Here is a 22681-nt window from a genome sequence, read left to right as displayed (position 1 = left end):
TTCCGAGGACTTGATCCCTGATGACTTCCCCCACCCCCGCCTCGCTCGGCTTCCGGATGCCCGCCGAATGGCACCCGCACGAGCGCACCTGGATGGCGTTCCCGACCCCGAACCCGACCTTCGACGGAGCGGAGCAGCTGGACGCGGCCCGCCGCGCCTGGGCCGAGGTCGCCAACACGATCGTCCGCCACGAGCCGGTCACCCTGGTCGTCAACACCGGCGAGACCGAGCAGGCCCGCCCCTACCTCTCCCCCGAGGTGGAGATCGTCGAGCGCCCGCTGGACGATGCCTGGATGCGCGACATCGGCCCGTCCTTCCTGATCGACGACGATGGCCGACTGGCCGCCGCCGACTGGGTGTTCAACGGCTGGGGCGCCCAGTCCTGGGCCCGCTGGGACAACGACCAGCACATCGCGGAGCACGTCACCGAGCTGGCCGGCGTGCGGCGCTTCGCCTCCCGGCTGATCAACGAGGGCGGCGGCATCCACGTGGACGGCGAGGGCACCGTCCTGGTCACCGACACCGTGCAGCTCGGCGAGGGCCGCAACGCCGACTGGACCCGCGAGCAGGTCGAGGCCGAACTGCACGCGCACCTCGGCACCACCAAGGCGATCTGGCTGCCGCGCGGACTGACCCGCGACTACGACGAGTTCGGCACCCGCGGGCACATCGACATCGTCGCCTCCTTCGTCCGCCCCGGCACCGTCGTCGTGCACTCCCAGCCCGACCCGGCCCACCCCGACCACGCGGTCTGCCAGGAGCTCGCCGAGATCCTGCGCTCCGCCACCGACGCCCGGGGGCGCACCCTGGAGGTCATCGAACTCCCGGCCCCCACCGTCCTGTTCGACGAGGACGGCGAGCCCGTCGACTACTCCTACATCAACCACTACGTGGCCAACGGCGCCGTCGTGCTGTGCGCCTTCGACGACCCGCGCGACGAGCAGGCCAAGGCCATCCTGGAGAAGGCGTACCCGGGCCGCACCGTCGAACTGGTCGACGCCCGCGAGATCTTCGCCAACGGCGGCGGCATTCACTGCATCACCCAGCAGCAGCCGAAGGCCTGACCGGCCTGACCCGCGCGCAACGGCCGCGGGCCGGAACCTCCGAGGAGGTCCCGGCCCGCGGCCGTTCGGCGTTCACCGGCGGTCGGTCAGTGGCGGCGCCGGGGGCGGCGGTACGTCACCGCGCAGAGGACCGCGCCGCCGACGGTGAGCACGCCCGCGATCGCGGCGAGCACGCCGCCGGGCAGGTCGGTGCCGGTGTGCGGCAGGCTCCCACCCTCGCCCGGCACCCCGCCGCTCTCCCCGGCGGACGGCGAGGCCGAGGGCTCGGGACCCTCCGACGGTGAGACCGAGGGCTCCGGGCCCTCCGACGGTGAGACCGAGGGCTCCGGGCCCTCCGACGGTGAGACCGAGGGCTCCGGGCCCTCCGACGGTGAGGCCGAGGGCGACGAGGACGGAGACGGAGAGGGGCTGGTGGTCGGCAGGATCAGGCCCATGTCCAGTCCGAGGTCGCGCCGGCCGCCCGTCAGCGTGACGGTCTGGGTCAGGCCGGTGACCGGGTCGGCGTCGGAGTCGAGCGCCGGGTCGGTGCCCGCGTGCCGGACGGTGACCTTGGCGTCCTTGGGGATCGTGGCGAGGTCGAAGTGCACCTGGTAAGTGCCGTCGGGCAGGTTGTCGAACAGGTAGTGACCGTTCGCGCCGGTGATCGTGGTGACCGGGTTGCCGTTCAGGTCGCGCACGGGCTGGCCGTCACCGTCCAGCAGGGCCACGCGCACGCCCTGGACGCCGGGCTCGCCGGGCTGCTGGATGCCGTCGTGGTCGAGGTCGTCCCAGACGAAGTCGCCGAGCGCGTTGTCGGACGCGCCGGTCCGCTCGACGGCCACGCCGACCTTGGCGGGTTCGGCGGGCAGCAGCCGGCGGCCGGTCGCGTCGGTGGCGGTGTAGGCGAAGGAGTTCCAGGCGTACGCCGAGTCCGGCGCGTCGAACGGCACCACCATCGGCCACTCCAGCGTGAAGGACTCGCCGGGGGCGAGGGTGCCGGGGCGTCCGATCCGGAACCAGGTGGCGACGCCCGGCCCGGGGAAGGCGGCCGTCCACGCCGCGTTCGGGTGGCAGCCGGGGTCGGAGGCGGGCGGCAGCACGGCGGGTACGCACGGGTGTTTGTCGGTGGTGTACTCGACCGTCACGGTCGGGTCGGAGCTGGTGATCGGGCTGCTCAGCGACGGCGCCCAGGCGCTGCCGCGCGCCGCCGAGGGCGTCAGCACGTAGCTGTCGCCGGGGGTCGGCAGCTTGTCGTGGGCGAGGAACTCGGTGACCGGGTCCGGCGAGTCGTTGCGGACGGTCATCCGGTAGGACGCCCGGCCGCCGGGGGTCGCGGCGCCCATCGGCCCGTAGCCGGTGTCCAGGTCGCCCTTCACCTCCTTGTAGGAGCGCAGCACGCTCGGCACCTGCACCTCGACGTCCGAGGCGGCGTGGCACATCGTCTCGGTGCGGTCGCCGTTGCCGTTCAGGTCGAGGTCGTCGGGGACGCCATGGCTGGTGCCGTTGTAGTAGCAGGTGACGGGCACGGTCGGCTGGTCGGCGGTGACGAACACCTGGTTGGTGAGGGTGCCGGCCCGGACGCTGGCGGCGACCTGGACGTCGAACTGCACCCGGTAGGCCCGCGGGTCGTTCAGGTACGTCATGTCGGGCGCGCCGGCCGGCCAGGTCATCTTGATGATCTGCGTGCCGTCCGCACCGGGCACGACCTGCACGGACTCGGGGAGCTTGGCGTCCGGGTAGCTCGGGCTGGTGCGCAGCGAGCCGTCCACGTAGACCAGGCCGGCGGGCAGCACGTCGTACAGCACCAGCGGCCGGTCCAGGGCGCGCCCGCTGCGGTTGTAGGGGATCACCTCGAAGGTGGCGCGGCCGCCGGCGTTGGTGACGGCGCCCGCGACGGTGGTCTTGGCCGCGCCGAGGTTGGTGGCGGCGGAGACGGTGGACTCGGCGCAGCCGGTGGCCGAGGCGGTGGTGGTGCCGTCGGTGGCGGTGTTGTCGACGCAGTTGGTGAGCGACTCGGGTGCGGGGCGGCCGTCGTGGCCGGGGGTGACGACCTGGGTGACGACCTGGACGCCGCTGCCCGGGGACCAGCCGGTGGGCAGCGGGCCGTTCCAGGTCAGCCGCAGCCCGTCCAGCCGGCGCCCGGCGGGCAGGCCGAGCACGTCGTTGGCCGGGTCTCCGGCGCCCTCCGCGAAGGCGACGCGGCGGTTGCCGGAGCCGTCGAACGGGGTGCCGGGGGTGAAGGTCAGCCAGGTCGGGTCGCCGTTCAGCCGGTACTGGAAGGTGAGTTGGATGCCGGGCGGGTTCCACGCGTCGAGCTGGACGGTCTGCGGGAACAGCCAGTTGTAGAGGCTGTCGGTGGTGCCGGTGCCCGGGTCGGTCATGGTGAGCGAGGTGGCGGGTGCGGAGGAGTTGGTGGCGAACAGGCTGAAGCTGTTCAGGTCGCCGGAGACGCTGTGTTCGCCCCAGGACTTGGACGCGGTGACCTGCACGCCGGTGGCGGGCTCCTGGAAGACGCCGGTGGTGGCGTCGGCCGTGGACAGGCTCTGCTCCGCTGCGGCGCCCAGCGGATCACCCGTCAGTTCGACATGGTTGGTGGAGGTGGTGCCGGACGGGAAGCTCGGGTCCGGGTAGTTCACCACCAGCACGCCCGGGATCCGGCAGCCGGCCTGGCCGTTCCCGGCCCGGAAGGCGCCGATGTCGTACTGCCAGGTGTTCGGGCCGGGCGGCACCTGGGTCCAGCCGGGCGAGCGCGCGGTGTCGACGACCGCGCCAGGCGGCAGGGTGTCCAGCAGGTGGCCGGCGTCCAGGTCGACGTTCGGGCCGGCCGTCGAGCAGGCGCTGAACTGGTAGGTGACGGTCCGTCCGTCCGCGCTGGAGGCCTGCACGCCCTTGGTGACCTGGTAGACCGGCTCGACGTGGGCGGTGACGTGGGCGGTCCCGCTCTGCGGGGCCTCCCCGTCCACCGTCAGTTCCGCCGTGTTGGACGCCGAAGTGCCGTTCGCGGTCGTCCAGTTGGGGAAGCGTGTGACGACGGTGACGGCGGCCGTGGTACCCGGGCTGAGGTCGAGCAGCCGGATGTCCAGCTCGCCGCCGGTCGTCCCGGGCTCGGGCACCTTCGAGTTGGCCACGTCCACCGTGGTGGGGTCGGGCGACCAGCCGACGAACTCCAGCGACGGGGGCAGCGCGTCGGTGATCCTGCCGTTGACGCACTCCTGGACCGAGCAGGTGAACTTCAGGGTGAAGGTGACGTTCTCCCCCGGCGCCGCGGTGGACTTGTCGACGGTCTTGGTGAACGAGATCGCGGCGTGCGCCGGTGGGGCGAGAGCGCCGCTGCCGAGCAACGAGCCGGCCAGCAGTGCCAGGACGGAGGCGATCCGTCCTGAACGGAGGGGAGTACGCATGCCGAGCAGTTCATCCGACTACTTGGGGCCAAATGGCGGTGCCGCGAGCCGAAATGACCCTATTTCACCCGAACGGAGCAGCAGATCCGCCCGCCCGACCGAAATTCCGCCGAACACCCTCCGCCAAATGCCCGTCCGGTCGCCGATGCACCCCGGCGGACGATCTCCGATATTCGACCTCCGAACACCTGTCGGCGGTTAGCATGCCCATGCGGCGTCAGGGGGACGCCCGCCCAGCATTGGGGGAACCACGCATGCGCATCCGCGCGAACGGACTCACCGCCCTGCTCCTCGGCTCGCTGCTCGCCGTCGGCGCCACCGCCGCACCGCAGGCCGGCGCCGCCAGCACCACCCCGGCCGCCACCACCGCCACGACCCGCGGTCTGGAGATCGGCATCCCGGCCTACACCTTCCCGGACTACCCGATGATGCTGGACGTCCAGGCCACCCAGCCCGCGCCGTCCGTCGTCATCCTCAACCCGAACAGCGGCGAAGCCCCGTTCGGCCCCGCCTGGCAGGCCCGCGCCGACGCGCTGCGCGCCAAGACCACCGCCACCGGCGAGCACACCAAGGTACTCGGCTACGTGCACACCGAAGCCACCGCGCGCGACCGGGCCGCCATCCTCAAGGACGTCCGCAACTACCTGGTCACCGCGGACGGCAAGCTGCACGTCGACGGCATCTTCTTCGACACCAGCAGCCGCAACTGCGGCGTCAACAACGTCGAACGCGACTTCTACCTCGACCTGCGCCAGCAGGTCCAGGCCCTCGTCCACTCGATCGACCCGAGCGTGCAGGAAATGGTGGTGAACAACCCCGGCACCGCCGTCCAGGACTGCTTCCTGGAGCCCGGCAAGCGCACCGCCGACACCTTCGTCACCTTCGAAGGCACCTACGACAACTACATCAACCACTATCTCGGCGGGAACGTCTTCAACCTGACCGTCGGCTACTACCCCGGCAACGGCTTCGACCCCGACGGCACCTCCTACTGGCACCTGATCCACGCCACCCCCGACGCGGCCGCCATGAAGACCGCCCTCGGCACCGCGTTCACCCGCGGCGCCGGCTACGCGTACGCCACCAACGACGTCGAGCTCAACCCGTGGGACGCCAGCCCCGCCTGGGGCTTCAACGCGGAGACCTCCTACGCCGCCACCCTCGGCTGACCCCTCGGCCGGGCCCGCCCCTGCGAAGGAGCGGGCCCCGCCGCGACGCGGTGTCATGGAGCCATGACACCCCCCACGCTCGACGAGCTCACCGACGAACTGCTGCGCCTCGCCCCCGGGCTGGAGCGCGAACAGGCCGCCGCCGTCCTCCGCAAGGCCTACCGGGCCGGCCTCGACCACGGACGGCAGGAAACCGCCGAAGGACGCGAACACAGCGGCTGGTGACCCCGGCCGCGCCCCCGCCCCGCCCCGTACGGGAGACTGGACGCCGGACAGCCAGCAACGAGGAGAGCGGATGGCCCCGCCACGCACCCGCCGCCCGGCCCGCCCGCGGGAGGAGGTGTACGCGGCCGCCCGCGCCGCCATCGCCGAACACGGCCTCGCCCGCCTCACCATGGCCGGCCTCGGCCAGCAGCTCGGCATGAGCGCCGGACACCTGCTCTACTACTTCGGCAGCAAGGACCAGCTCCTGCTGGAGACCCTCCGCTGGAGCGAGGCCCAACTCGGCGAACGCCGCACCCGCGAACTCGCCCGCCACGACCTGCCGGTGCTCGAACGGCTCGCCCGCTACATCGACCTCTACCTGCCCGAAGGCCCCGGCGACCCCCGGTGGATCCTGTGGATCGAGGTGTGGAGCCGCTCCCCCGGCACCGCGGAACTCCGCCAGGGCCAGCTCGACATCGAGACCCCCTGGCAGAACGACCTCACCGCGCTCATCACCGAGGGCCTCAGCACCGGCGTCCTCGCCCCCACCGTCCCCGCCCCTGCCCGCGCGACCCAGCTCCGCGCCCTCCTCGACGGCCTGGCCATCCCCCTCGCCATCGGCCTCCCCGCCACCACCCACGCCACCTCCGCCGCCCACGCCACCTCCGCCGCCCACGCCCTGCTGGGCGTCCCGCCAGGGGCGACGCAGTAGCGGGCCCGGACCACGGGCACCGGCCGGACGGGTGGCGTCACTCCGTCCAGACCGCCACCGCTGTGCGGTCGTCGGCGTAGCCCTTGGCGCGGACCTGGATCTGGCGGAGGAAATCGACGGTGCCCGGCGGGTGCGGGTGGGCCCAGTGGCTGGACAGGAAGTGGGCGACGGCCGGCTCCTCGGCGATCGGGGCGGCCAGGCCCGGGGTGCAGAGCAACAGGATGTCGCCGGAGGTGGCCGGCACCAGGCGGAACCGGAACGGGCGGGGTGCCGGAAGGGCGGCCGGGGGCAACGGGGGCTGGCCGTCCGGGTGGTGGAGCAGCCGGGCCGCGTACGCGTCGATCCAGTGCCCCGAGCGCAACAGGTACAGCCCGCCCGGGCCGGTGCCGAACGCGGCCCGGTGGGTGGCCGCCGGGTCGGTGGACATCAACAGGCAGTGCAGCGACGCGGTCTCCTCCGCCGGCAGCGCCTCCTCCGGGAGGACGTCCGGCTCGGCCCCGTCCGGCACCGGCCCCGCGCTCTGCGCGCCGCTGCGCAACCGGGCCGCCGCCTGGACCGCGATCCGCTGCAGGCCGTACCGCAGCCGGTCGCGGGCGCCCGCCCGCAGGTCGGCGGCGAGTTCGGGGCGGCTGCGCCCGATCGCGGCGGCCAACTGCCGGGCCGCGTCCGCCGCCGCGGCGGAACCCCACACGGCGTCGGCCCGCCGCGCCGGGCCCGCGAGCACCGTCAGCACCAGCCCGTCCTCGGCGTCCCCGAACCGGACGGTGAGCAGCGCGTCGCGTCGTGGCTCGCCCCGGTAGCGGGCGGAGTCGCCGCGGATCGACACGGCCCGCAGCGTGGTCGCCGCGAACCGGGCGCCGTCGAGGGCCGTGTCCGGCACGATGCCGGCCAGCCCGTCCGGGTCGGTGACCGGCAGCGCGGTCGGCTCGGCGGCGTACGTCGGCGGGCGCTCCCCGACATGCGGCACCGCCGGCGTCTCCGGCTCCCGCCACGGCGCACCGCGCTCCGACGGCGGGGCCGCGGCGGCGTCCGGCTCCACGACGTCCGGCTCCACGACGGCCGGCTCCGCGACGGCCTCGGGCTCCACTGCGGCCTCTGGCTCGACCGCCACCGGCTGCGGCTCCGGCTCCGGCTCCGCAACGACCTGCGGCTCGACCGGTGCGTCCTGCGTGGGACGGAGTTCGGGCCAGGCGGCCTCGGCCCAACTGCGCGGGGACGGTTCGCGGTGCGCCGTCGCGGCCTCGGCTGTCGGCGGGGTGTCCCCGGCGGTCGGCGGGGTGTCCCCGGCGGTCGGCGGGGTGTCCTGGGCGGGACGGTCCTGGGGGTCGAACAGGCCGGCGGCGGAGGTGAACCAGTCGTCCACGGACGAGGTGTCGGCGACGGCGTCGGGAGTGTCGGGGAGGGTACCGGCGGGGCCCGCGTAGACGGTGTGCCACCAGGCGTCGTCGGGTCGGGTCGGCCTGGGTGCGCCCTGCTCGTTCAACTGACGGCTCCTGATTGATCCGTGGAAATGCCCGACGTCACCCCATTCTTCCGAAGCACAACGACGGTGTCCGGGAATCGGAACATCGCACCGACACCGGGGAGGGGTTCCGGCCACGGCCGGTCGGAATGAGCCGCAGTGATGGGCCGCGCGACGGAAATTCGGGACCCGAAGGGGGCATCGCTTCACCCGATCGGCTGATTAATATGTGCGCATGACCGCGCCAGGACTTCGCACTCGACCCCGGGAAGGGACCGCGTACGCGGTGCTCCGCCCGGTGGCGGTGCTGTGGTCCGTGCTGCTGGCCGCCCTGCTGGCGCTGCTGCCGTGCGCGGCGAACGCCCGCACTGCGAGTTCCGTGCCGACCGGGCCCGTCACGTCCGTGCAGGCGGTGTCCACCGTCACCCCGGCGGCGGGCGCCGTCGTCGCGGAGCGGCACGGTGCACCGTCCGGCACCCGGCACGCGCTGGCACCGGAAGCTCCCGGCGTGCTCATCCTGTGCACCGCGGACGGCCCGAACCGGGTGCCCGGTCACGGCTGTTCCAGTCACTCCTTCTGCGGCCCGGAGTCGCAGCTCCCGAACGCGCCGCCGCAGCCCGGCGCGGTCGTCCTGCCGCAGTTGGTGGCTCCTCCCGCGTCGCCCGCCGTCCCGGCGTGTGACGTCCGACCGGCGCCGCACCACGCGCCCGACCTGCACGCACTCCAGGTTCACCGGTCCTGAGCGGAACCCACCGCCGACCCGTTCCCCGACGTCGGGGCGGTCGGCGGCTCCGCTGCCCCAACCCCACCGCAGACCGCCGTGAACAGCACGGCGGGGACAAGGACACCATCCATGGGTTCCGCCTCCAAGCAGTCCTCCCAGCCGACCGGCAAGCAGCCGCGCCCCGGCAGCAAGTCCGCCCAGCAGGCCGACCGTCGGGCCCGGATCGCCGAACTGCGCGCGACCGAACAGCGCCGTGAGCGCCGCAACAAGATCTTCACCATCGCCCTCTCGGCCGGGCTGGTGCTCGCCATGATCGGCGGCGGCACCTGGCTGGCGCTGGACGCCAAGCACAAGAAGGACCAGCAGACCGCTGCGGCGAAGTCCCCGATCGAGGGCGTCAAGACCTGGGACAACCTGTCCCGCACGCACGTCCAGACCGAGGTCAAGTACCCGCAGGCCCCGCCGGTCGGCGGCGACCACAACCCGGTCTGGGCGACCTGCATGGGCACCGTCTACGACCAGCCGGTGAAGAACGAGAACGCGGTGCACTCGCTGGAGCACGGCGCGGTCTGGGTGACCTACAACAGCAAGGCGAAGGCCGAAGACCTCAAGGTGCTGAGCGAGAAGGTCAAGGCCACCCCGTACAGCCTGATGAGCCCGTACCCCGACGAGGAGGGCACCATCACCCTGAGCGCCTGGGGAACCCAGCTGATCGTGGAATCCGCGAACGACCCGCGGATCGAGCAGTTCTTCACCAAGTACGTGCAGGGCCCGCAGACCCAGGAGCCGGGCGCCTCCTGCAGCTCGGGCGCGATGTGACCGGCGACCGGGAACCGGAGACGGAACTCGCGGAACCGGCCGGCGGCCGGCGCCGCCGCGCCCTGTGGTGGCCGGCCGCGCTGGCGGCCGTGGTCGCGCTCGGCCTCGGGGTGCCCGCGCTGGTCTCCAGCGGCACCCCCGCGTCCGGGAGTTCCTCGTCCACGCCGAGCACCGACTCGGCGGAGGCCGGGTTCGCCCGCGACATGGCCACCCACCACCAGCAGGCGATCGACATGTCGTTCATCGTCCGCGACCGCACCCAGGACCAGGCGGTCCGCACCCTGGCGTTCGACATCATCAACACGCAGGCCAACCAGCGCGGCATGCTGATGGGCTACCTCGACCAGTGGGGCCTCACCCAGACCGGCGCAACCAAGCCGATGGCCTGGATGGGGCACACCTACCAGGCGCACGACGGTTCGCTGATGCCCGGCATGGCGACCAACGCCGACCTGGAAAAGCTCCGCACCCTCAACGGCCGGGACGCCGAGGTCTTCTACCTCCAGCTGATGCTCGCCCACCACCGCGGCGGTGCGGACATGGCCCAGGCATACGTGGACGCGGCGAAGAACGACGTGGAGAAGCGGCTCGCGCAGACCATGGTCAACGGCCAGAAGGCCGAGATCGACCTGATCACCACCATGCTCACAGAACGCGGCGCCCAACCGACCCCCTGACCCACCCCCACCCCGCCCAGCCACGAGGGGCGCCACCCGGAACCGCCCGGGGGCGCCCCTCACGCATTCCTGCCGACGCACCGGCGGGGGCGCTTGCGGCGTAACCCGGCGGGCGTTCCCGACGTGAGATCAGCAAGCGTTCCCGACCGTACGCGGCGGGCGATCCGAGCGTGTGCCGAGGGGCGTTGCCGACCGTGCGGCCAGCGGGCGTTCCCGAAATGACGTCAGCAGGCCGGACCGTACGCGGCGGGGGCGCTCGCAACATGACACCAGCGGGCGATCCCGGGCGTGCGCCGCTGGGCGTTCCCAACCGTGCGCCACTGGGCGGCGTGCCCAACGTGAGATCAGCAAGCGTTCCCGACCCGACCGCACGCGGCGAGCGATCCCGAACGCGCGCCAACGGGCCTCACCAACCGTACGGCCAGCGGGCGTTCCCGAAATGACGTCAGCAGGCCCGACCGTACGCGGCGGGGGCGCTCGTGACATAACGTCAGCGGGCGACCCCGGGCGTGCGCCGGTGAGCTCCCAACCGCGCGCCACTGGGCGTTCCCGGCGTGAGATCAGCAGGCGTTCCCGGCCCACGCGGCGGGCGTTCCCAAGGTGAAGCCAACGAGCGATCCCGCGCCTGCGCCAGCAAGCGTTCCCGACGTGAGGTCAGCGAGCGTTCTTGCCTTACGCGGCGGGCGTTCCCGACGTCAGATCAGCGGCGTTCCTGGCAGTAGGCGGGCGTCCCGAGCACGCGCCGACGGGCGTCACCAACCGTGTGCCAGCGGGCGTTCTTGCCTTACGCGGTGGGCATCACCGAACCATGCGCCAGCGGGCGTTCCCGATATGACGTCAGCAGGCCCCGACGACGCGTCGGCGGGCGACCCCGACGTGGCGTCAGCGAGCGGACAGTCGCGCCGCCAACACAGCAACCGCAGCGAGCAGCAACAGGACCGCCCGGCCGCCGGACGCCGCCCCGGCGAGGTGGACGGCGAGCACCGGCAGGGCGGTGCCGAGTGCGGTGCCGAGGCTGCGCACCATGTTCACCAGGCCGCCGCCCACGGCCGCGCTCTGCGCGGGTATCGCCCGCATCACCAGCGCGTTGTTGGCGGGCAGTAGCAACCCGAGGCCGTAACCGGCCACCAGCAGCGGCAGCACCGTCGCGCCGGGCCCGGGCCCGGGCAGCATGGCCAGCACCAGCAGTCCGGCCGCAGTGGTCAGCGCGCCAACCCGGCAGCGCGTCGCGTCGCTCCACCCACGCGGCAGCAGGCCGCCACCGACCGTGGCGGCCAGCGCGAACGCTGCGGGCAGTGCCGTGATCACCACTCCGGCCGTGCCGGCGGACACCCCGCGACCGGTCAGCACCACGGGCTCCAGCACCAGCGGGCAGAACAGCAGCAGGTAGCCGATCAGCGCCACCAGCAGCCCGGCCCGAATGCCGGAGGTGTTCACCAGCCCGGGCGGGACGATCGGCCGGTCCGCGCGCCGCTCCTGCCGGACCAGCCCGGCCGCCGCGAGGACCGCGAGCACCGCCAGCACGGCCACCGCCCAGCCCGGCAGCGGCAGCCCGGAGGCGGCGGACAGCGCCAGCAGCAGCGCCGTGGACGCGGCGGCCAACAGCACCAGCCCGGCCAGGTCGAAGCGCCCACCACCTCCGCTCCGCCCGCTCCCGCTCAGCCCGCCGCCGGTCCGTCCACTCCCGGTCCGCCTGCCCCCGCGCTGCCCGCCCCCGGTCAGCCCATCCCCACGCCACTCATCTCCGCTCAGCCCGCCGCCGGTCCGTCCACTCCTGATCGACCTGCCCCCGCTCCGCCCGTCTCCGCGCCGCCCGCCGCCGGTCCACCCACCCCCGCTCCACCTGCCCCCGCGCTGCCCATCCCCGCTCCGCCAATCCCCGATACGCCCGTCCCCGCGCTGCCCATCCCCGCTCCGCCAATCCCCGATACGCCCGTCCCCGCGCTGCCCATCCCCGCTCCGCCCGTCTCCGCGCCGCCCGCCGCCGATCCACCCGCTCCCGCGCTGCCCGTCCCCGATACGCCCATCCCCACGCCACTCATCTCCGCTCAACCCGTCCCCGGTCCACCCGCTCCCGCTCCGCCCGCCGCCGGTCCGCCCGTCCCCGGTACGCCCATTCCCGCGCCACTCGTCTCCGCTCAACACGCCCCCGCGCCGCCCGCCGCCGATCCACCCGCCGCCAGTCCGTCCGCCCCCAGCCCGTCCGACGCAGGACTGTCGCCCCTCCGGGAAGGTTCGTGGGAGCAGGAACCAGCCCGCCAGGATGCCGAGCGCACCGATCGGGACGTTCACCCAGAATGCCCAGCGCCAGGAGGCGTGGGTGACCAGCAGGCCGCCGAGGGTCGGGCCGAGGGCGAGGCCGAGGGCCTGCGCGGCGGCCTGGATGCCGAGCGCGGTGCGCATTGCCCGCTCCGGCACGCCCCGGGCTACCAGCGCCACGCTGTTGGCCTGCATCATCGCGCCTCCGACGGCCTGCACCGCGCGGCAGGCCACCAGGACGGCCAGGTTGCCGGCCAGTCCGGCGCCGAGCGAGGCGGCCGCGAACACCGCGAAACCACCCAGGTACATGGTTTTGCGGCCGACCAGGTCGGACAGCCGCCCGACCGGGGCCAGCAGGGCGACCAGTACCAGCAGGTAGGACAGCGACACCCATTCCACGGCGGCGAAGCCCGCGTCGAACCGGCGTTCCAGCGCGGGGAACACCAGCGAGGTGACACTCGCGGTCAGCTGGCCGAGGAACGCGCCCAGGCAGACGGTGCCGACGGCCAGCCAGTGCGCGTGCGGCCAGCGTGCGACGGCGCGCGGGCGCGGGCGTTCGGCGCGTTGCAGGGCGTCGAGCAGCCTGGGGGCTACGGCAGGTTCGGCCATGACCCCAACATATCTGCCACCGACATAATCGCTCAAGGACAGTTTCCGGCACCGAGGCATCTGCCCTCGCCCGGCACCAGTCCTCCCTGGTCAGCGCGCGAACCCGGGTCGGCACCAGCACCGCCTGAGGTCGGCACCGGCACCGCCTGAGGTCAGCGCCCGCACACACCGCCTGAGGTCGGCACCGGCACCGCCTGACGTCAGCGCCCGCACACACCGCCTGAGGTCGGCACCGGCACCGCCTGAGGTCAGCGCCCGCACACACCGCCTGCGGTCAGCACCGACACCGCCTGCGGTCAGCACCGACACCGCCTGCGGTCAGCGCCGACACCGCCTGGCGCTACGCTGTCCGCCATGTCTTCGCAGCCCCAGCCCGCGCCCGACGCACTCGCCGGGGCCCAGCAGCTCACCGATGTGATCACCCGACTGCGCCGCGCCCTGCGCAGCTCCATCAGGTCGGAGTTCCCCTGGGAGGCGCTGCCGATGGCCCAGGTCGAACTTCTCCAGACCCTCGCCGTCGCTCCCATGCGGGTCGGCGAACTCGCTGCCCGCCAGCGCCTGGCGCCCAACACCGTCAGCGGCCTGATCTCCAAGCTCCTCGACGCCGGTCTGGTCGATCGCCAACCCGACCCGGGCGACCGCCGTACCGCCCGCATCGCCCTCACCGAAGCCGGCCACCTGCAGCTCCGTGACTGGCGCAGCGCCCATGAACGCCGCCTGGCCGCCGCTCTCCAGAGCCTCACCCCCGCCGACCGCGAGGCCGTCATGCTGGCCCTCCCAGGCCTCGACCACCTCGCCCACACCCTCGCGGGAACCGACCCGAGAACCGACCCGAGAACCGACCCGAGAACCGACCCGACCCGCTGACACCACCGCGCCCGTGGCCGGGGCATGGCGATGTCCGGCCAGGCATGGCGACGTCCGATTTCCGCCAGTCGGGCCTCCGGCGATGACGCAGACTGGATGGCGTGATCGACGACGAGACCAGGTACCGAGCCGTGCACAGCCGCGATGCCCGCTTCGACGGGGTGTTCTTCACGGCGGTTCGCACCACCGGCATCTACTGCCGTCCGAGCTGCCCGGCCACCACTCCCAAGCGCACCAACTGCTCGTTCTACCCGACCGCGGCCGCCGCCCAGGGCGCAGGCTACCGGGCCTGCCGGCGCTGCCGGCCCGACTCGGTGCCGGGCTCGCCCGAGTGGAACCACCGGGCCGACCTGGTCGGCCGGGCCGTCCGGCTGATCGGCGACGGCGTGGTGGACCGCGAGGGCGTCGCCGGGCTGGCCGACCGGCTCGGCTACAGCGCCCGCCAGCTCCAGCGCCAGCTGACCGCCGAACTCGGCGCCGGCCCGCTCGCCCTGGCCCGCGCGCAGCGCGCCCAGACCGCCCGGCTGCTCCTGCAGACCACCGAACTCCCGGTCACCGACGTGGCGTTCGCGGCCGGCTTCGCCTCGGTGCGGCAGTTCAACGACACCATCCGCGAGGTCTACGACCGCACCCCCAGCACGCTGCGCACCGAGCGTGGCGGCCACCGTCGCTCGCCCGCCGCGGCCGGCCCGCTGGGCCTGCGGCTCGCCTACCGGGGCGCCGTCGACACCGAGCACCTGCTGGACTTCCTCGCGCTGCGTGCCGTCCCGGGCGTCGAGGAGGTCGTCCCCGGCCCGCGCCCCGGCACCCGCACCTACCGGCGCACCCTGGCCCTCCCGTACGGGCACGGCATCGCCGAGATCGACGGGCTCGCCCCGGGCGATGATCGGGCCCGTGGCTGGCTGGACTGCCGGCTCACCCTCAGCGACCTGCGCGACCTCACCACGGCCGTGCACCGGCTGCGCGCCCTGTTCGACCTGGACGCCGATCCGGACGCGGTCGATGACCGGCTCGCCGCCGACCCGCTGCTCGCCCCGCTCGCCGTGGCCCGGCCCGGGCTGCGCTCCCCCGGCCACGTCGACCCGCACGAGCTCGCCGTCCGCGCCGTCCTCGGCCAGCAGATCAGCGTCGCCGCCGCCCGCACCCTGGCCGGCCGGCTCGCCGAGACGTACGGCACCCCGCTGCCGTCCGCCGACGGCGGCCTGCGCCTGCTGTTCCCGACCGCCGACGCCCTCGCGGCCGCCGATCCCGAACACCTGGCGATGCCGCAGGCCCGCCGCCGCGCCCTGCTCGGCCTGTGCGCCGCCCTCGCCGCGGGCACCGTCCGGCTCGACCCGGGCGTGGACCGCGAACAGGCCGCCGCCGACCTGCTCGCCCTCCCGGGCATCGGCCCGTGGACGGTCGGCTACCTGCGGATGCGCGCCCTCGCCGACCCGGACGTCTTCCTCCCCACCGACATCGGCGTCCGCGACGGCCTGCGCGCCCTCGGCGAGAGCGGCGAGCCGCGCAGCGCCGCCGACCGCTCGACCGCCTGGGCACCCTGGCGCTCCTACGCCCTGCACCACCTGTGGTCGGCCGCCTCGGCCCACCACGCCGCCACTCGAAACACCGCCACTCGAACCCGCGACACCCGCAAGGAACCGGCATGACCACTGTGTTCACCACCATGGACAGCCCGCTCGGCACCCTGCTGCTCAGCGGCACCCTCGACGAGGAGCACGGCTTCGCCCTGACCGCCGTCACCGCGCCGGGCCAGAAGTACGCGCTCGCCGAGCCCGCCGCCGACTGGCAGCCCGACCCGGAGGCGCTCGCCCCCGTCGTCGAGCAGCTCACCGCGTACTTCGCCGGCGAGCGCACCACCTTCGACCTGCCGCTCGCCCCCGTCGGCACCGAGTTCCGCCGCCGGATCTGGGAGTCCATCGACGAGATCCCCTACGGCACCACCGTCACCTACGGCCAACTCGCCGACGCCGCAGGCCAGTCCCCCCGCGCCGTCCGCGCCGTCGGCGGCGCCGTCGGAGCCAACCCCCTGCTGATCGTCCGCCCCTGCCACCGCGTCATGGGCGCCAGCGGCAGCCTCACCGGCTTCGCCGCCGGCATCGACGCCAAGCGCTGGCTGCTCGCCCACGAGAGCGGCGAGGACACGGACAAACTGTTCTGACCGCCGTCGGCCCGACGGCACCTCCTCGGTCCGCCGGGCCGACCGGGATGAACCCGCCCGGGCGGAGGTCAGGTGCGGCGGACGGTGCGGGCCGCCTTGGTGCGGGACTTGTGGTGGCGGGCGCGTTCGGCGCGGAGGCGGGCGTCGGTGCGGGAGGCGATCCAGTCGTTCTCGCGCTGGAGCTTGAGGTAGGACTCCCAGCGGCGTTCGGGGAGGGTGCCGTCGGCGAGGGCGGCGCGGACGGCGCAGGCGGGTTCGCTGCGGTGGGAGCAGTCGTCGTAGCGGCAGCCGGACGCGAGCTGGTCGATGTCGGCGAACGCGAGGTCGATGCCCTCGCCACCGAAGAGGCCGACGCCGCGCAGGCCCGGGGTGTCGATGACGGCGCCGCCGCCCGGAAGGGGGACGAGTTCGCGGGTGGTGGTGGTGTGCCGGCCCTTCTCGTCGACAGAGCGGACCTGCTGGACCGTCATGGTGTCCGTGCCCGCGAGCGCGTTGGTGAGGGTGGACTTGCCGGCGCCGGACTGGCCGATCAGGGCGCAGGAGCCGGTGGCGAGGGCGCGCAGCGCGTCCATGCCGGCTCCGGTCTCGGCGCTGACCGTCAGCACGGGGACCCCGGGTGCGACCGCCTCCACGTCCGCCCGGACGAAGTCGCCGTCGTGCACCAGGTCGGACTTGGTGAGGACGATCAGCGGTTCGGCCCCGGATTCCCAGGCGAGGGCGAGCAGACGCTCCACCCGGCCCAGGTCGGGCTCCGCGGCGAGTGAGACGGCGATCAGGACGGTGTCGATGTTGGCGGCCAGCACCTGACCTTCGGAGCGCTTGTGGGCGCCCTTGCGGATGATCGCGGTGGTGCGGGAGAGCACGGTGGTGACGGCGGGCAGCGGCCGGGCGGCCGGGTCGACGGCCACCCAGTCCCCGGTGCACGGGTTGCGGATGGTGTCGGCACCGGTCACCGGCCGGGTGTCGGCGCGCAGCGTGGTCGGCTCGCCCGTCTCGGGATCGATGAGCAGCACGTCGCAGCGGCCGCGGTCGATGCGGGTGATCCGCCCGGGGAGCAGGCCCGCCTCGGCGAGCGGACGGAAATCGGCGGCCCGGCCCTCGTCCCAGCCGAGGCCGGAGAGCGGGTGGGCAGCGGAGGTCGTGGAAAGCACGGGGTGAACCCTTCAGGGAACGGGTGGCCCCGGCCGGACGACGGCGGTGTCAGCGTATGGGCGACACCGGTTCGAGGTCGGCCGCGGACCGGGGGGTACAGGACTCGATGAACTTCTGAACGCGGGAACCAACACCTGCAAGGACAGGCCTCACGGTCCTCACCTCCTCTTCTGCGACACGCCTCGCGCACCCCACCCTGGGGTGCCCTCGATCGGCGGACGCCACGCTAGTACCCGCCCGCCCCCGCCGCCACCGAATTTCCGCGCCACCCGATCGGGGCCTCACCGCCCGTGCGCGGCAGGGCAGTTGACGCACGGGCTCACCGGCACGCGCGGCCACTCCCGGCGCACACGAAGCGGCCCCCGCCCGCACCCGAAGGTACCGACGGGGGCCGCTTCCCGCCCCACACGTTTCAGTGCGGCCTGCGCCGCACCCGGCTCAGCCGCCGGCGGACGTCGTCGTGCGGCAGGAACGCGGCCCAGCGTTCGGGGTACTCGCTGGGCACCGGCTCGTCGTCCTCCTCGTCGAAGAGGTCCTCGTCGTGGCCTTCGGCGAGCCCGAACTGGCGGGTGCGTTCGGCGCGTTCGGCGGCCCGGCGGGCGGCGGCCTCGCGGCCGCGCTGGACGGCGGCGTCCTCGGTGAGGCGCTCGACCTCGGCGCGGGCGTCGGCGGTCTCGACGGCGGGCCAGCGGCGGTCTATGGCGGCGTTCATCGCGGCGCCGATCAGGACGGCCAGCGCCACCACGAAGATCCACAGCAGGACGGCGACGGGCGCGGCGAGCTGGCCGTACACGGAGTGGCCCTCGACGGAGCTGACCAGGTAGAGCCGCAGGGCGACGCTGCACACCACCAGCACCAGCAGGGCGACCAGCGCGCCGGGGATGTCCTCGCGCCAGGGCGTGCTGACGGGGACGGCCACGTGGTAGAGGGTGGTGAGGAAGACGATCAGCAGCAGGATCGCGGCGGGCCAGTAGAGCGAGGTGATCACTCCGGCCCAGCTCTGGAAGGTGTTGATCAGCAGTCCGGGCCCGGTGACCAGCAGTGGCAGCACCAGGGAGCCGATCACCAGCGCGCCGAGGTAGAGGCCGAGCGACATCAGCCGGGTCTTGACCAGGCCGCGTTTGCCGTCGAGGCCGTACATCACGGTGATGGTGTCGATGAAGATGTACAGCGCGCGGGAGCCGGACCAGAGCGAGAGCAGGAAGCCGATCGAGATCAGGTCCGGCCGGGCGCTGCCGAAGACGTCGTCCAGCAGGGGTTGGACGATCTGGTCGATGGAGCCCGGTGAGAGCACTGTCCCAGCTGCTGAGATGACGTCCGCCTTGAGCCGCACGATGGTGCCGGCGCCGAGGATGTCGTCGAGGTAGCCGAGGGTGCCGGCCAGGCAGAGCAGCAGCGGCGGGATGGACAGCAGCGTGAAGAACGCCGCCTCCGCCGCGAGGCCGGTGACGCGGTACTCGACGCAGGTGTTGGTGGTGTCCTTCACCAGCGCCCACAGGGTGCGGTACCAGGTGGTTCGCTTGGCGGCGCGGCGGCGTCCGCCTCGACGACGGGGGTGCCGGTCGGCGGTCGGACCGGTCCCTCCGGAAGGATGCGGAGTACTGCCTGCTGCTTGCACGCCCCTACGGTATCGGCCCGCACTCGCCGACCGACGCGCCGCCGCCGGGAACCGACGGGCCGTGGGGCGCGGAGTGACCCCGGGCGAGCAACCGTCCCGGCATGCGGAACATTCAGGTCCAGGATTCGGACGTCAGTGGACCGCGAGTCACCGGCCGTGCGAATCTCTTGCCATGTCTAGCGCCGGAACCACCCTAGTTGGCCGACTCCACGTCGACCTCCTTCGCGTGTCCAGCGCCATCTGTCCGGTGATCTGAGCCCCACTCGCACGCCGCCACCGCACCGGCGCCCTGCCCGCGCGTCCCCGCTGTCGCGGATGCCCGCACCATCGACCCCGGCCCAGCGTCACCTCTCCCGCCGCCTGCTGAATTCCGCAGGTGGGAGCGGGTCACGCCCGGGGATCGGCCAGCACCCCCACATCTGCCAAGCCGCTCAAAGGACTGACACCATGGCCCGCACCCCCGAGCCGGACGCGCCGGACGAGCCCCAGGCCGGCGCCGCCGTCGCGGCCCGCCCCGCCGCCCGCAAGGCGACCCGCCACCGCGGCGAGGGCCAGTGGGCCATGGGGCACTTCACCCCGCTCAACGCCAACGAGCAGATGAAGAAGGACGACGACGGTCTCAATGTGCGGACACGCATTGAGACGATCTACGCCAAGGGCGGCTTCCACTCGATCGACCCGGCGGACCTCCGCGGCCGGATGCGCTGGTGGGGCCTGTACACCCAGCGCCGCCAGGGCATCGACGGCGGCCGCACCGCGATCCTGGAGCCGCACGAGCTTGAGGACGAGTACTTCATGCTGCGGGTGCGGATCGACGGCGGTCAGCTGACGGTCCCCCAACTGCGCGCCATCGGCGAGGCGTCCGAGCAGTACGCGCGCGGCACCGCCGATGTGACGGACCGCCAGAACGTCCAGTTCCACTGGGTGCGGATCGAGGACGTCCCGGCGATCTGGGAGAAGCTGGAGTCCGTCGGCCTGTCCACCACCGAGGCGTGCGGCGACTGCCCGCGCGTGGTGATCGGCTCGCCGGTGGCGGGTATCGCCGCCGACGAGATCATCGACGGCAGCTGGGCGATCGACGAGATCAACCGCAGGTACATCGGCAACCCCGAGTACTCCAACCTGCCGCGCAAGTTCAAGACCGCGATCTCCGGCTCGCCGCTGCTGGACGTGGTCCACGAGATCAACGACATTGCGTTCGTCGGCGTGGTCCACCCGGAGCACGGCCCGGGCTTCGACCTGTGGGTCGGCGGCGGCCTGTCCACCAACCCGAAGCTGGGCGTCCGGCTCGGCGCCTGGGTGCCGCTGGAGGACGTCCCCGAGGTGTGGGCCGGCGTGGTCGGCATCTTCCGCGACTACGGCTACCGCCGTCTGCGCAACCGGGCCCGGCTGAAGTTCCTGGTCGCCGACTGGGGACCGGCCAAGTTCCGGCAGATCCTCCAGGACGAGTACCTGAAGCGCGAGTTGACGGACGGTCCGGGCCCGCAGCAGCCGGCCGGCCGCTGGCGCGACCACGTGGGCGTCCACCCGCAGAACGACGGCCGGTTCTACGTCGGCTTCGCGCCGAAGGTCGGCCGGCTGAACGGCAAGCTGCTCCAGCAGGTCGCCGACCTGGCCGCCGAACACGGCTCCGGCCGGCTGGCCACCACCGTCGAGCAGAAGCTGATCGTGCTGGACGTCGAGCAGGACCGGATCGACTCGCTGGTGGCCGGCCTGGAGGCGCTCGACCTGCGGGTCACCCCGTCCACCTTCCGCCGCGGCACGCTGGCCTGCACCGGCATCGAGTACTGCAAGCTCGCGATCGTCGACACCAAGGACCGCGGCCGCACCCTGATCGACGAACTGGAGCGCCGCCTGCCGGAGTTCGACGAGCCGCTGAGCATCAACATCAACGGCTGCCCGAACGCCTGCGCCCGCATCCAGACCGCCGACATCGGCCTCAAGGGCCAGCTGGTCACCGACGAGAACGGGCAGCAGGTCGAGGGCTTCCAGATCCACCTGGGCGGCTCGCTCGGCTTCGAGAACGCCGCGTTCGGCCGCAAGATCCGCGGCCTGAAGGTCACCAGCGCCGAACTGCCCGACTACGTCGAGCGCCTGCTGACCCGCTACCAGGCGGACCGTCAGGACGGCGAGCGCTTCGCCCAGTGGGCGGTGCGGGCCACCGAGGAGCAGCTGTCGTGAGCGAACGCGCCGCCCCCTTTTACTGCCCGTACTGCGGGGACGAGGACCTGCGCCCGTCCGAGAGCGGCCACGGCGCCTGGGAGTGCCGGGCCTGCCGCCGGGGCTTCCAGCTGAAGTTCCTCGGGCTGTTGCCGGCCACCGACAGGGGGACGGGCCATGACGACCGTGGCTGACCACGCGGCGGCCGACTACGAGGCGCTGGCCGTCCGGGCCGGCCGGGAGCTGGAGGAGGCGTCCGCGCAGGAGATCCTGCGCTGGGCGGCCGACACCTTCGGCAAGCGGCTCTGCGTCACCTCCTCGATGGAGGACGCGGTGGTCGCCCACCTGGCGTCCACCGTGCTGCCCGGCGTGGACGTGGTGTTCCTGGACACCGGCTACCACTTCGCGGAGACCATCGGCACCCGGGACGCGGTCGCCGCGACCATGCCGGTCAACGTGATCACGCTGACCCCGAAGCTCACCGTGGCCGAGCAGGACGCCCGGTACGGGCCGCGGTTGCACGACCGCGACCCGGACCTGTGCTGCGCGCTGCGCAAGGTCGAGCCGCTGAACCGCAGCCTGGGCGGGTACGACGCCTGGGCGACGGGACTGCGCCGCGACGAGTCGCCGTCCCGGGCGAACACCCCGGTGGTGGCCTGGGACGCCAAACGCCGCAAGGTGAAGCTCGCCCCGATCGCCCGCTGGACGCAGGACGACGTGGACGCGTACGCGCAGACCCACGGGGTACTGATGAACCCATTGCTGTGGGAGGGCTACACCTCGATCGGCTGCTCGCCACTGTCCTGCACCGCCAAGCCGGGAGAGGGCGAGCAGGGCCGGGCCGGCCGCTGGGCGGGCTCCGGCAAGACCGAGTGCGGCATCCACCTCTGATCCACCGTTGTTTGTTCCACCGTCACCGACCGTCAGGAGTAACCACCGTGACCACCGCCGACACTCCGGCAGCGGGCCGCGAGCGCGGCGCCACCGTGTGGCTGACCGGGCTGCCCAGCGCCGGCAAGACCACCCTCGCGTTCGCGCTGGCCGAGCGGCTGCGCGCCGAGGGCCACCGGGTCGAGGTGCTGGACGGTGACGAGATCCGCGAGTTCCTCTCCAAGGGCCTCGGTTTCTCCCGCGAGGACCGGCACACCAACGTCACCCGGATCGGCTTCGTCGCCGAGAAGCTCGCCGCCAACGGCGTAAAGGTGCTCGCCCCGGTGATCGCCCCGTTCGCCGACTCCCGCGCCGCGGTCCGCGAGCGGCACGCCGCGAAAGGCACCGAGTTCCTGGAGATCCATGTCGCCACCCCGGTCGAGCTCTGCTCGGAGCGGGACGTGAAGGGCCTGTACGCCAAGCAGGCCGCCGGCGAGATCTCCGGTCTCACCGGCGTGGACGACCCGTACGAGGCGCCCGAGAAGCCGGAGTTGCGCCTGCAGACGCAGGGCCGGACGGTGACCGAGTCCGCCGGCGAACTGCACGCCTTCCTGACCGAGAGGGGCCTCGCGTGAGCACCGTGACCGACAGCCCGGTCCGCACCGACGACACCCCCTTCGCGCTGTCGCACCTGGACGCGCTGGAGGCGGAGTCGGTGCACATCTTCCGTGAGGTGGCGGGTGAGTTCGAGCGGCCGGTGATCCTGTTCTCCGG

Annotated in this window: 20 protein-coding genes and 1 pseudogene; 16 read left to right on the top strand and 5 right to left on the bottom strand. The window is 73.3% G+C overall.

The genetic code is table 11. The features are described from left to right. The first annotated feature begins 20 nt into the window (after window positions 1-20). Entirely contained in the window at window positions 21-1064 is a 1044-nt protein-coding gene (locus ACZ6R9_RS33485; protein ID WP_465542526.1) for an agmatine deiminase family protein, read from the top strand. A gap of 86 nt (window positions 1065-1150) precedes the next feature. On the opposite strand, the gene ACZ6R9_RS33480 is transcribed toward ACZ6R9_RS33485, so the two are convergent. After that, window positions 1151-4444 (bottom strand): SdrD B-like domain-containing protein, encoded by a 3294-nt coding sequence (locus ACZ6R9_RS33480; RefSeq protein WP_465542524.1) that lies wholly within the window; start codon window positions 4442-4444, stop codon window positions 1151-1153. Between the two features lie 254 nt (window positions 4445-4698). Between ACZ6R9_RS33480 and ACZ6R9_RS33475 the strand changes: the two genes are divergently transcribed. The 3 genes from ACZ6R9_RS33475 to ACZ6R9_RS33465 all read left to right on the top strand — a co-directional run bounded on the left by ACZ6R9_RS33475 (window position 4699) and on the right by ACZ6R9_RS33465 (window position 6529). After that, the gene (locus ACZ6R9_RS33475) at window positions 4699-5613 is read left to right on the top strand and encodes a spherulation-specific family 4 protein (RefSeq protein ID WP_380481922.1); all 915 of its coding nucleotides are present in this window, start codon (window positions 4699-4701) and stop codon (window positions 5611-5613) included. A gap of 63 nt (window positions 5614-5676) precedes the next feature. Next, on the top strand, window positions 5677-5838 hold the full coding sequence (locus ACZ6R9_RS33470; protein ID WP_380481924.1) for a hypothetical protein: 162 nt from the start codon (window positions 5677-5679) through the stop codon (window positions 5836-5838). Window positions 5839-5908: 70 nt separating this feature from the next. Next, on the top strand, window positions 5909-6529 hold the full coding sequence (locus tag ACZ6R9_RS33465) for a TetR/AcrR family transcriptional regulator (RefSeq protein WP_465542521.1): 621 nt from the start codon (window positions 5909-5911) through the stop codon (window positions 6527-6529). Window positions 6530-6566: 37 nt separating this feature from the next. Here the strand turns inward: ACZ6R9_RS33465 and ACZ6R9_RS33460 are convergent, their stop codons facing one another. Further along, window positions 6567-8012 (bottom strand): protein phosphatase 2C domain-containing protein, encoded by a 1446-nt coding sequence (locus ACZ6R9_RS33460; RefSeq protein WP_465542519.1) that lies wholly within the window; start codon window positions 8010-8012, stop codon window positions 6567-6569. 214 nt (window positions 8013-8226) lie between these two features. Here ACZ6R9_RS33460 and ACZ6R9_RS33455 point away from each other — a divergent pair, with 214 nt between their 5' ends. From ACZ6R9_RS33455 to ACZ6R9_RS33445, 3 genes are all read left to right on the top strand, one after another. Then, window positions 8227-8733, top strand: coding sequence for a hypothetical protein (locus tag ACZ6R9_RS33455; RefSeq protein WP_380481930.1), 507 nt, complete (start codon window positions 8227-8229; stop codon window positions 8731-8733). Window positions 8734-8844: 111 nt separating this feature from the next. Further along, on the top strand, window positions 8845-9534 hold the full coding sequence (locus tag ACZ6R9_RS33450) for a DUF3105 domain-containing protein (RefSeq protein WP_380481932.1): 690 nt from the start codon (window positions 8845-8847) through the stop codon (window positions 9532-9534). Continuing rightward, window positions 9531-10211, top strand: coding sequence for a DUF305 domain-containing protein (locus ACZ6R9_RS33445; RefSeq protein WP_380481934.1), 681 nt, complete (start codon window positions 9531-9533; stop codon window positions 10209-10211). The genes ACZ6R9_RS33450 and ACZ6R9_RS33445 overlap by 4 nt, the downstream gene beginning before the upstream one ends. Window positions 10212-11093: 882 nt before the next feature. On the opposite strand, the gene ACZ6R9_RS33440 is transcribed toward ACZ6R9_RS33445, so the two are convergent. Further along, window positions 11094-13079, bottom strand: coding sequence for an MFS transporter (locus tag ACZ6R9_RS33440; RefSeq protein WP_465542516.1), 1986 nt, complete (start codon window positions 13077-13079; stop codon window positions 11094-11096). A 354-nt stretch (window positions 13080-13433) separates the two neighbouring features. On the opposite strand from ACZ6R9_RS33440, the gene ACZ6R9_RS33435 reads away from it, so the two are divergent. From ACZ6R9_RS33435 to ACZ6R9_RS33425, 3 genes are all read left to right on the top strand, one after another. Continuing rightward, window positions 13434-13946: a MarR family winged helix-turn-helix transcriptional regulator gene (locus ACZ6R9_RS33435; RefSeq protein WP_465542514.1), complete on the top strand. Its 513-nt coding sequence runs from the start codon at window positions 13434-13436 to the stop codon at window positions 13944-13946. A 101-nt stretch (window positions 13947-14047) separates the two neighbouring features. Next, window positions 14048-15595: a DNA-3-methyladenine glycosylase 2 family protein gene (locus ACZ6R9_RS33430; protein WP_465542512.1), complete on the top strand. Its 1548-nt coding sequence runs from the start codon at window positions 14048-14050 to the stop codon at window positions 15593-15595. Next, window positions 15592-16107: a methylated-DNA--[protein]-cysteine S-methyltransferase gene (locus tag ACZ6R9_RS33425; protein WP_380481941.1), complete on the top strand. Its 516-nt coding sequence runs from the start codon at window positions 15592-15594 to the stop codon at window positions 16105-16107. Before ACZ6R9_RS33430 ends, ACZ6R9_RS33425 begins: the two co-directional genes overlap by 4 nt. A 68-nt stretch (window positions 16108-16175) precedes the next feature. On the opposite strand, the gene rsgA is transcribed toward ACZ6R9_RS33425, so the two are convergent. Together rsgA and ACZ6R9_RS33415 are read right to left on the bottom strand one after the other, a co-directional pair. Further along, complete coding sequence (rsgA, locus tag ACZ6R9_RS33420; protein ID WP_380481943.1) at window positions 16176-17258, bottom strand: ribosome small subunit-dependent GTPase A; 1083 nt, start codon at window positions 17256-17258, stop codon at window positions 16176-16178. A 413-nt stretch (window positions 17259-17671) separates the two neighbouring features. Beyond that, window positions 17672-18745 carry a YihY/virulence factor BrkB family protein gene (locus ACZ6R9_RS33415; RefSeq protein ID WP_380481945.1) on the bottom strand — a complete coding sequence of 358 codons (1074 nt, stop codon included), beginning with the start codon at window positions 18743-18745 and terminating at the stop codon, window positions 17672-17674. Between ACZ6R9_RS33415 and ACZ6R9_RS33410 the strand changes: the two genes are divergently transcribed. The 6 genes and pseudogenes from ACZ6R9_RS33410 to ACZ6R9_RS33385 form a co-directional block, all read left to right on the top strand. Beyond that, on the top strand, window positions 18663-19133 hold the full coding sequence (locus ACZ6R9_RS33410; protein WP_465542509.1) for a putative leader peptide: 471 nt from the start codon (window positions 18663-18665) through the stop codon (window positions 19131-19133). The two genes, ACZ6R9_RS33415 and ACZ6R9_RS33410, sit on opposite strands and share 83 nt — an antisense overlap. Before the next feature lie 191 nt (window positions 19134-19324). Next, the gene (locus ACZ6R9_RS33405) at window positions 19325-21058 is read left to right on the top strand and encodes a nitrite/sulfite reductase (RefSeq protein WP_380481947.1); all 1734 of its coding nucleotides are present in this window, start codon (window positions 19325-19327) and stop codon (window positions 21056-21058) included. After that, entirely contained in the window at window positions 21055-21231 is a 177-nt protein-coding gene (locus ACZ6R9_RS33400) for a hypothetical protein (protein WP_380481949.1), read from the top strand. Before ACZ6R9_RS33405 ends, ACZ6R9_RS33400 begins: the two co-directional genes overlap by 4 nt. Beyond that, on the top strand, window positions 21215-21928 hold the full coding sequence (locus tag ACZ6R9_RS33395) for a phosphoadenylyl-sulfate reductase (RefSeq protein WP_465542506.1): 714 nt from the start codon (window positions 21215-21217) through the stop codon (window positions 21926-21928). The genes ACZ6R9_RS33400 and ACZ6R9_RS33395 overlap by 17 nt, the downstream gene beginning before the upstream one ends. 47 nt (window positions 21929-21975) lie before the next feature. Beyond that, window positions 21976-22542 carry an adenylyl-sulfate kinase gene (gene cysC, locus ACZ6R9_RS33390; protein ID WP_465542504.1) on the top strand — a complete coding sequence of 189 codons (567 nt, stop codon included), beginning with the start codon at window positions 21976-21978 and terminating at the stop codon, window positions 22540-22542. Between the two features lie 5 nt (window positions 22543-22547). Next, window positions 22548-22681: pseudogene (locus ACZ6R9_RS33385) on the top strand (sulfate adenylyltransferase subunit CysD); the annotation flags it as partial.

This window comes from Kitasatospora sp. NPDC048662 (assembly GCF_055587065.1).
This window is presented reverse-complemented; position numbering and strand designations above follow the sequence as displayed.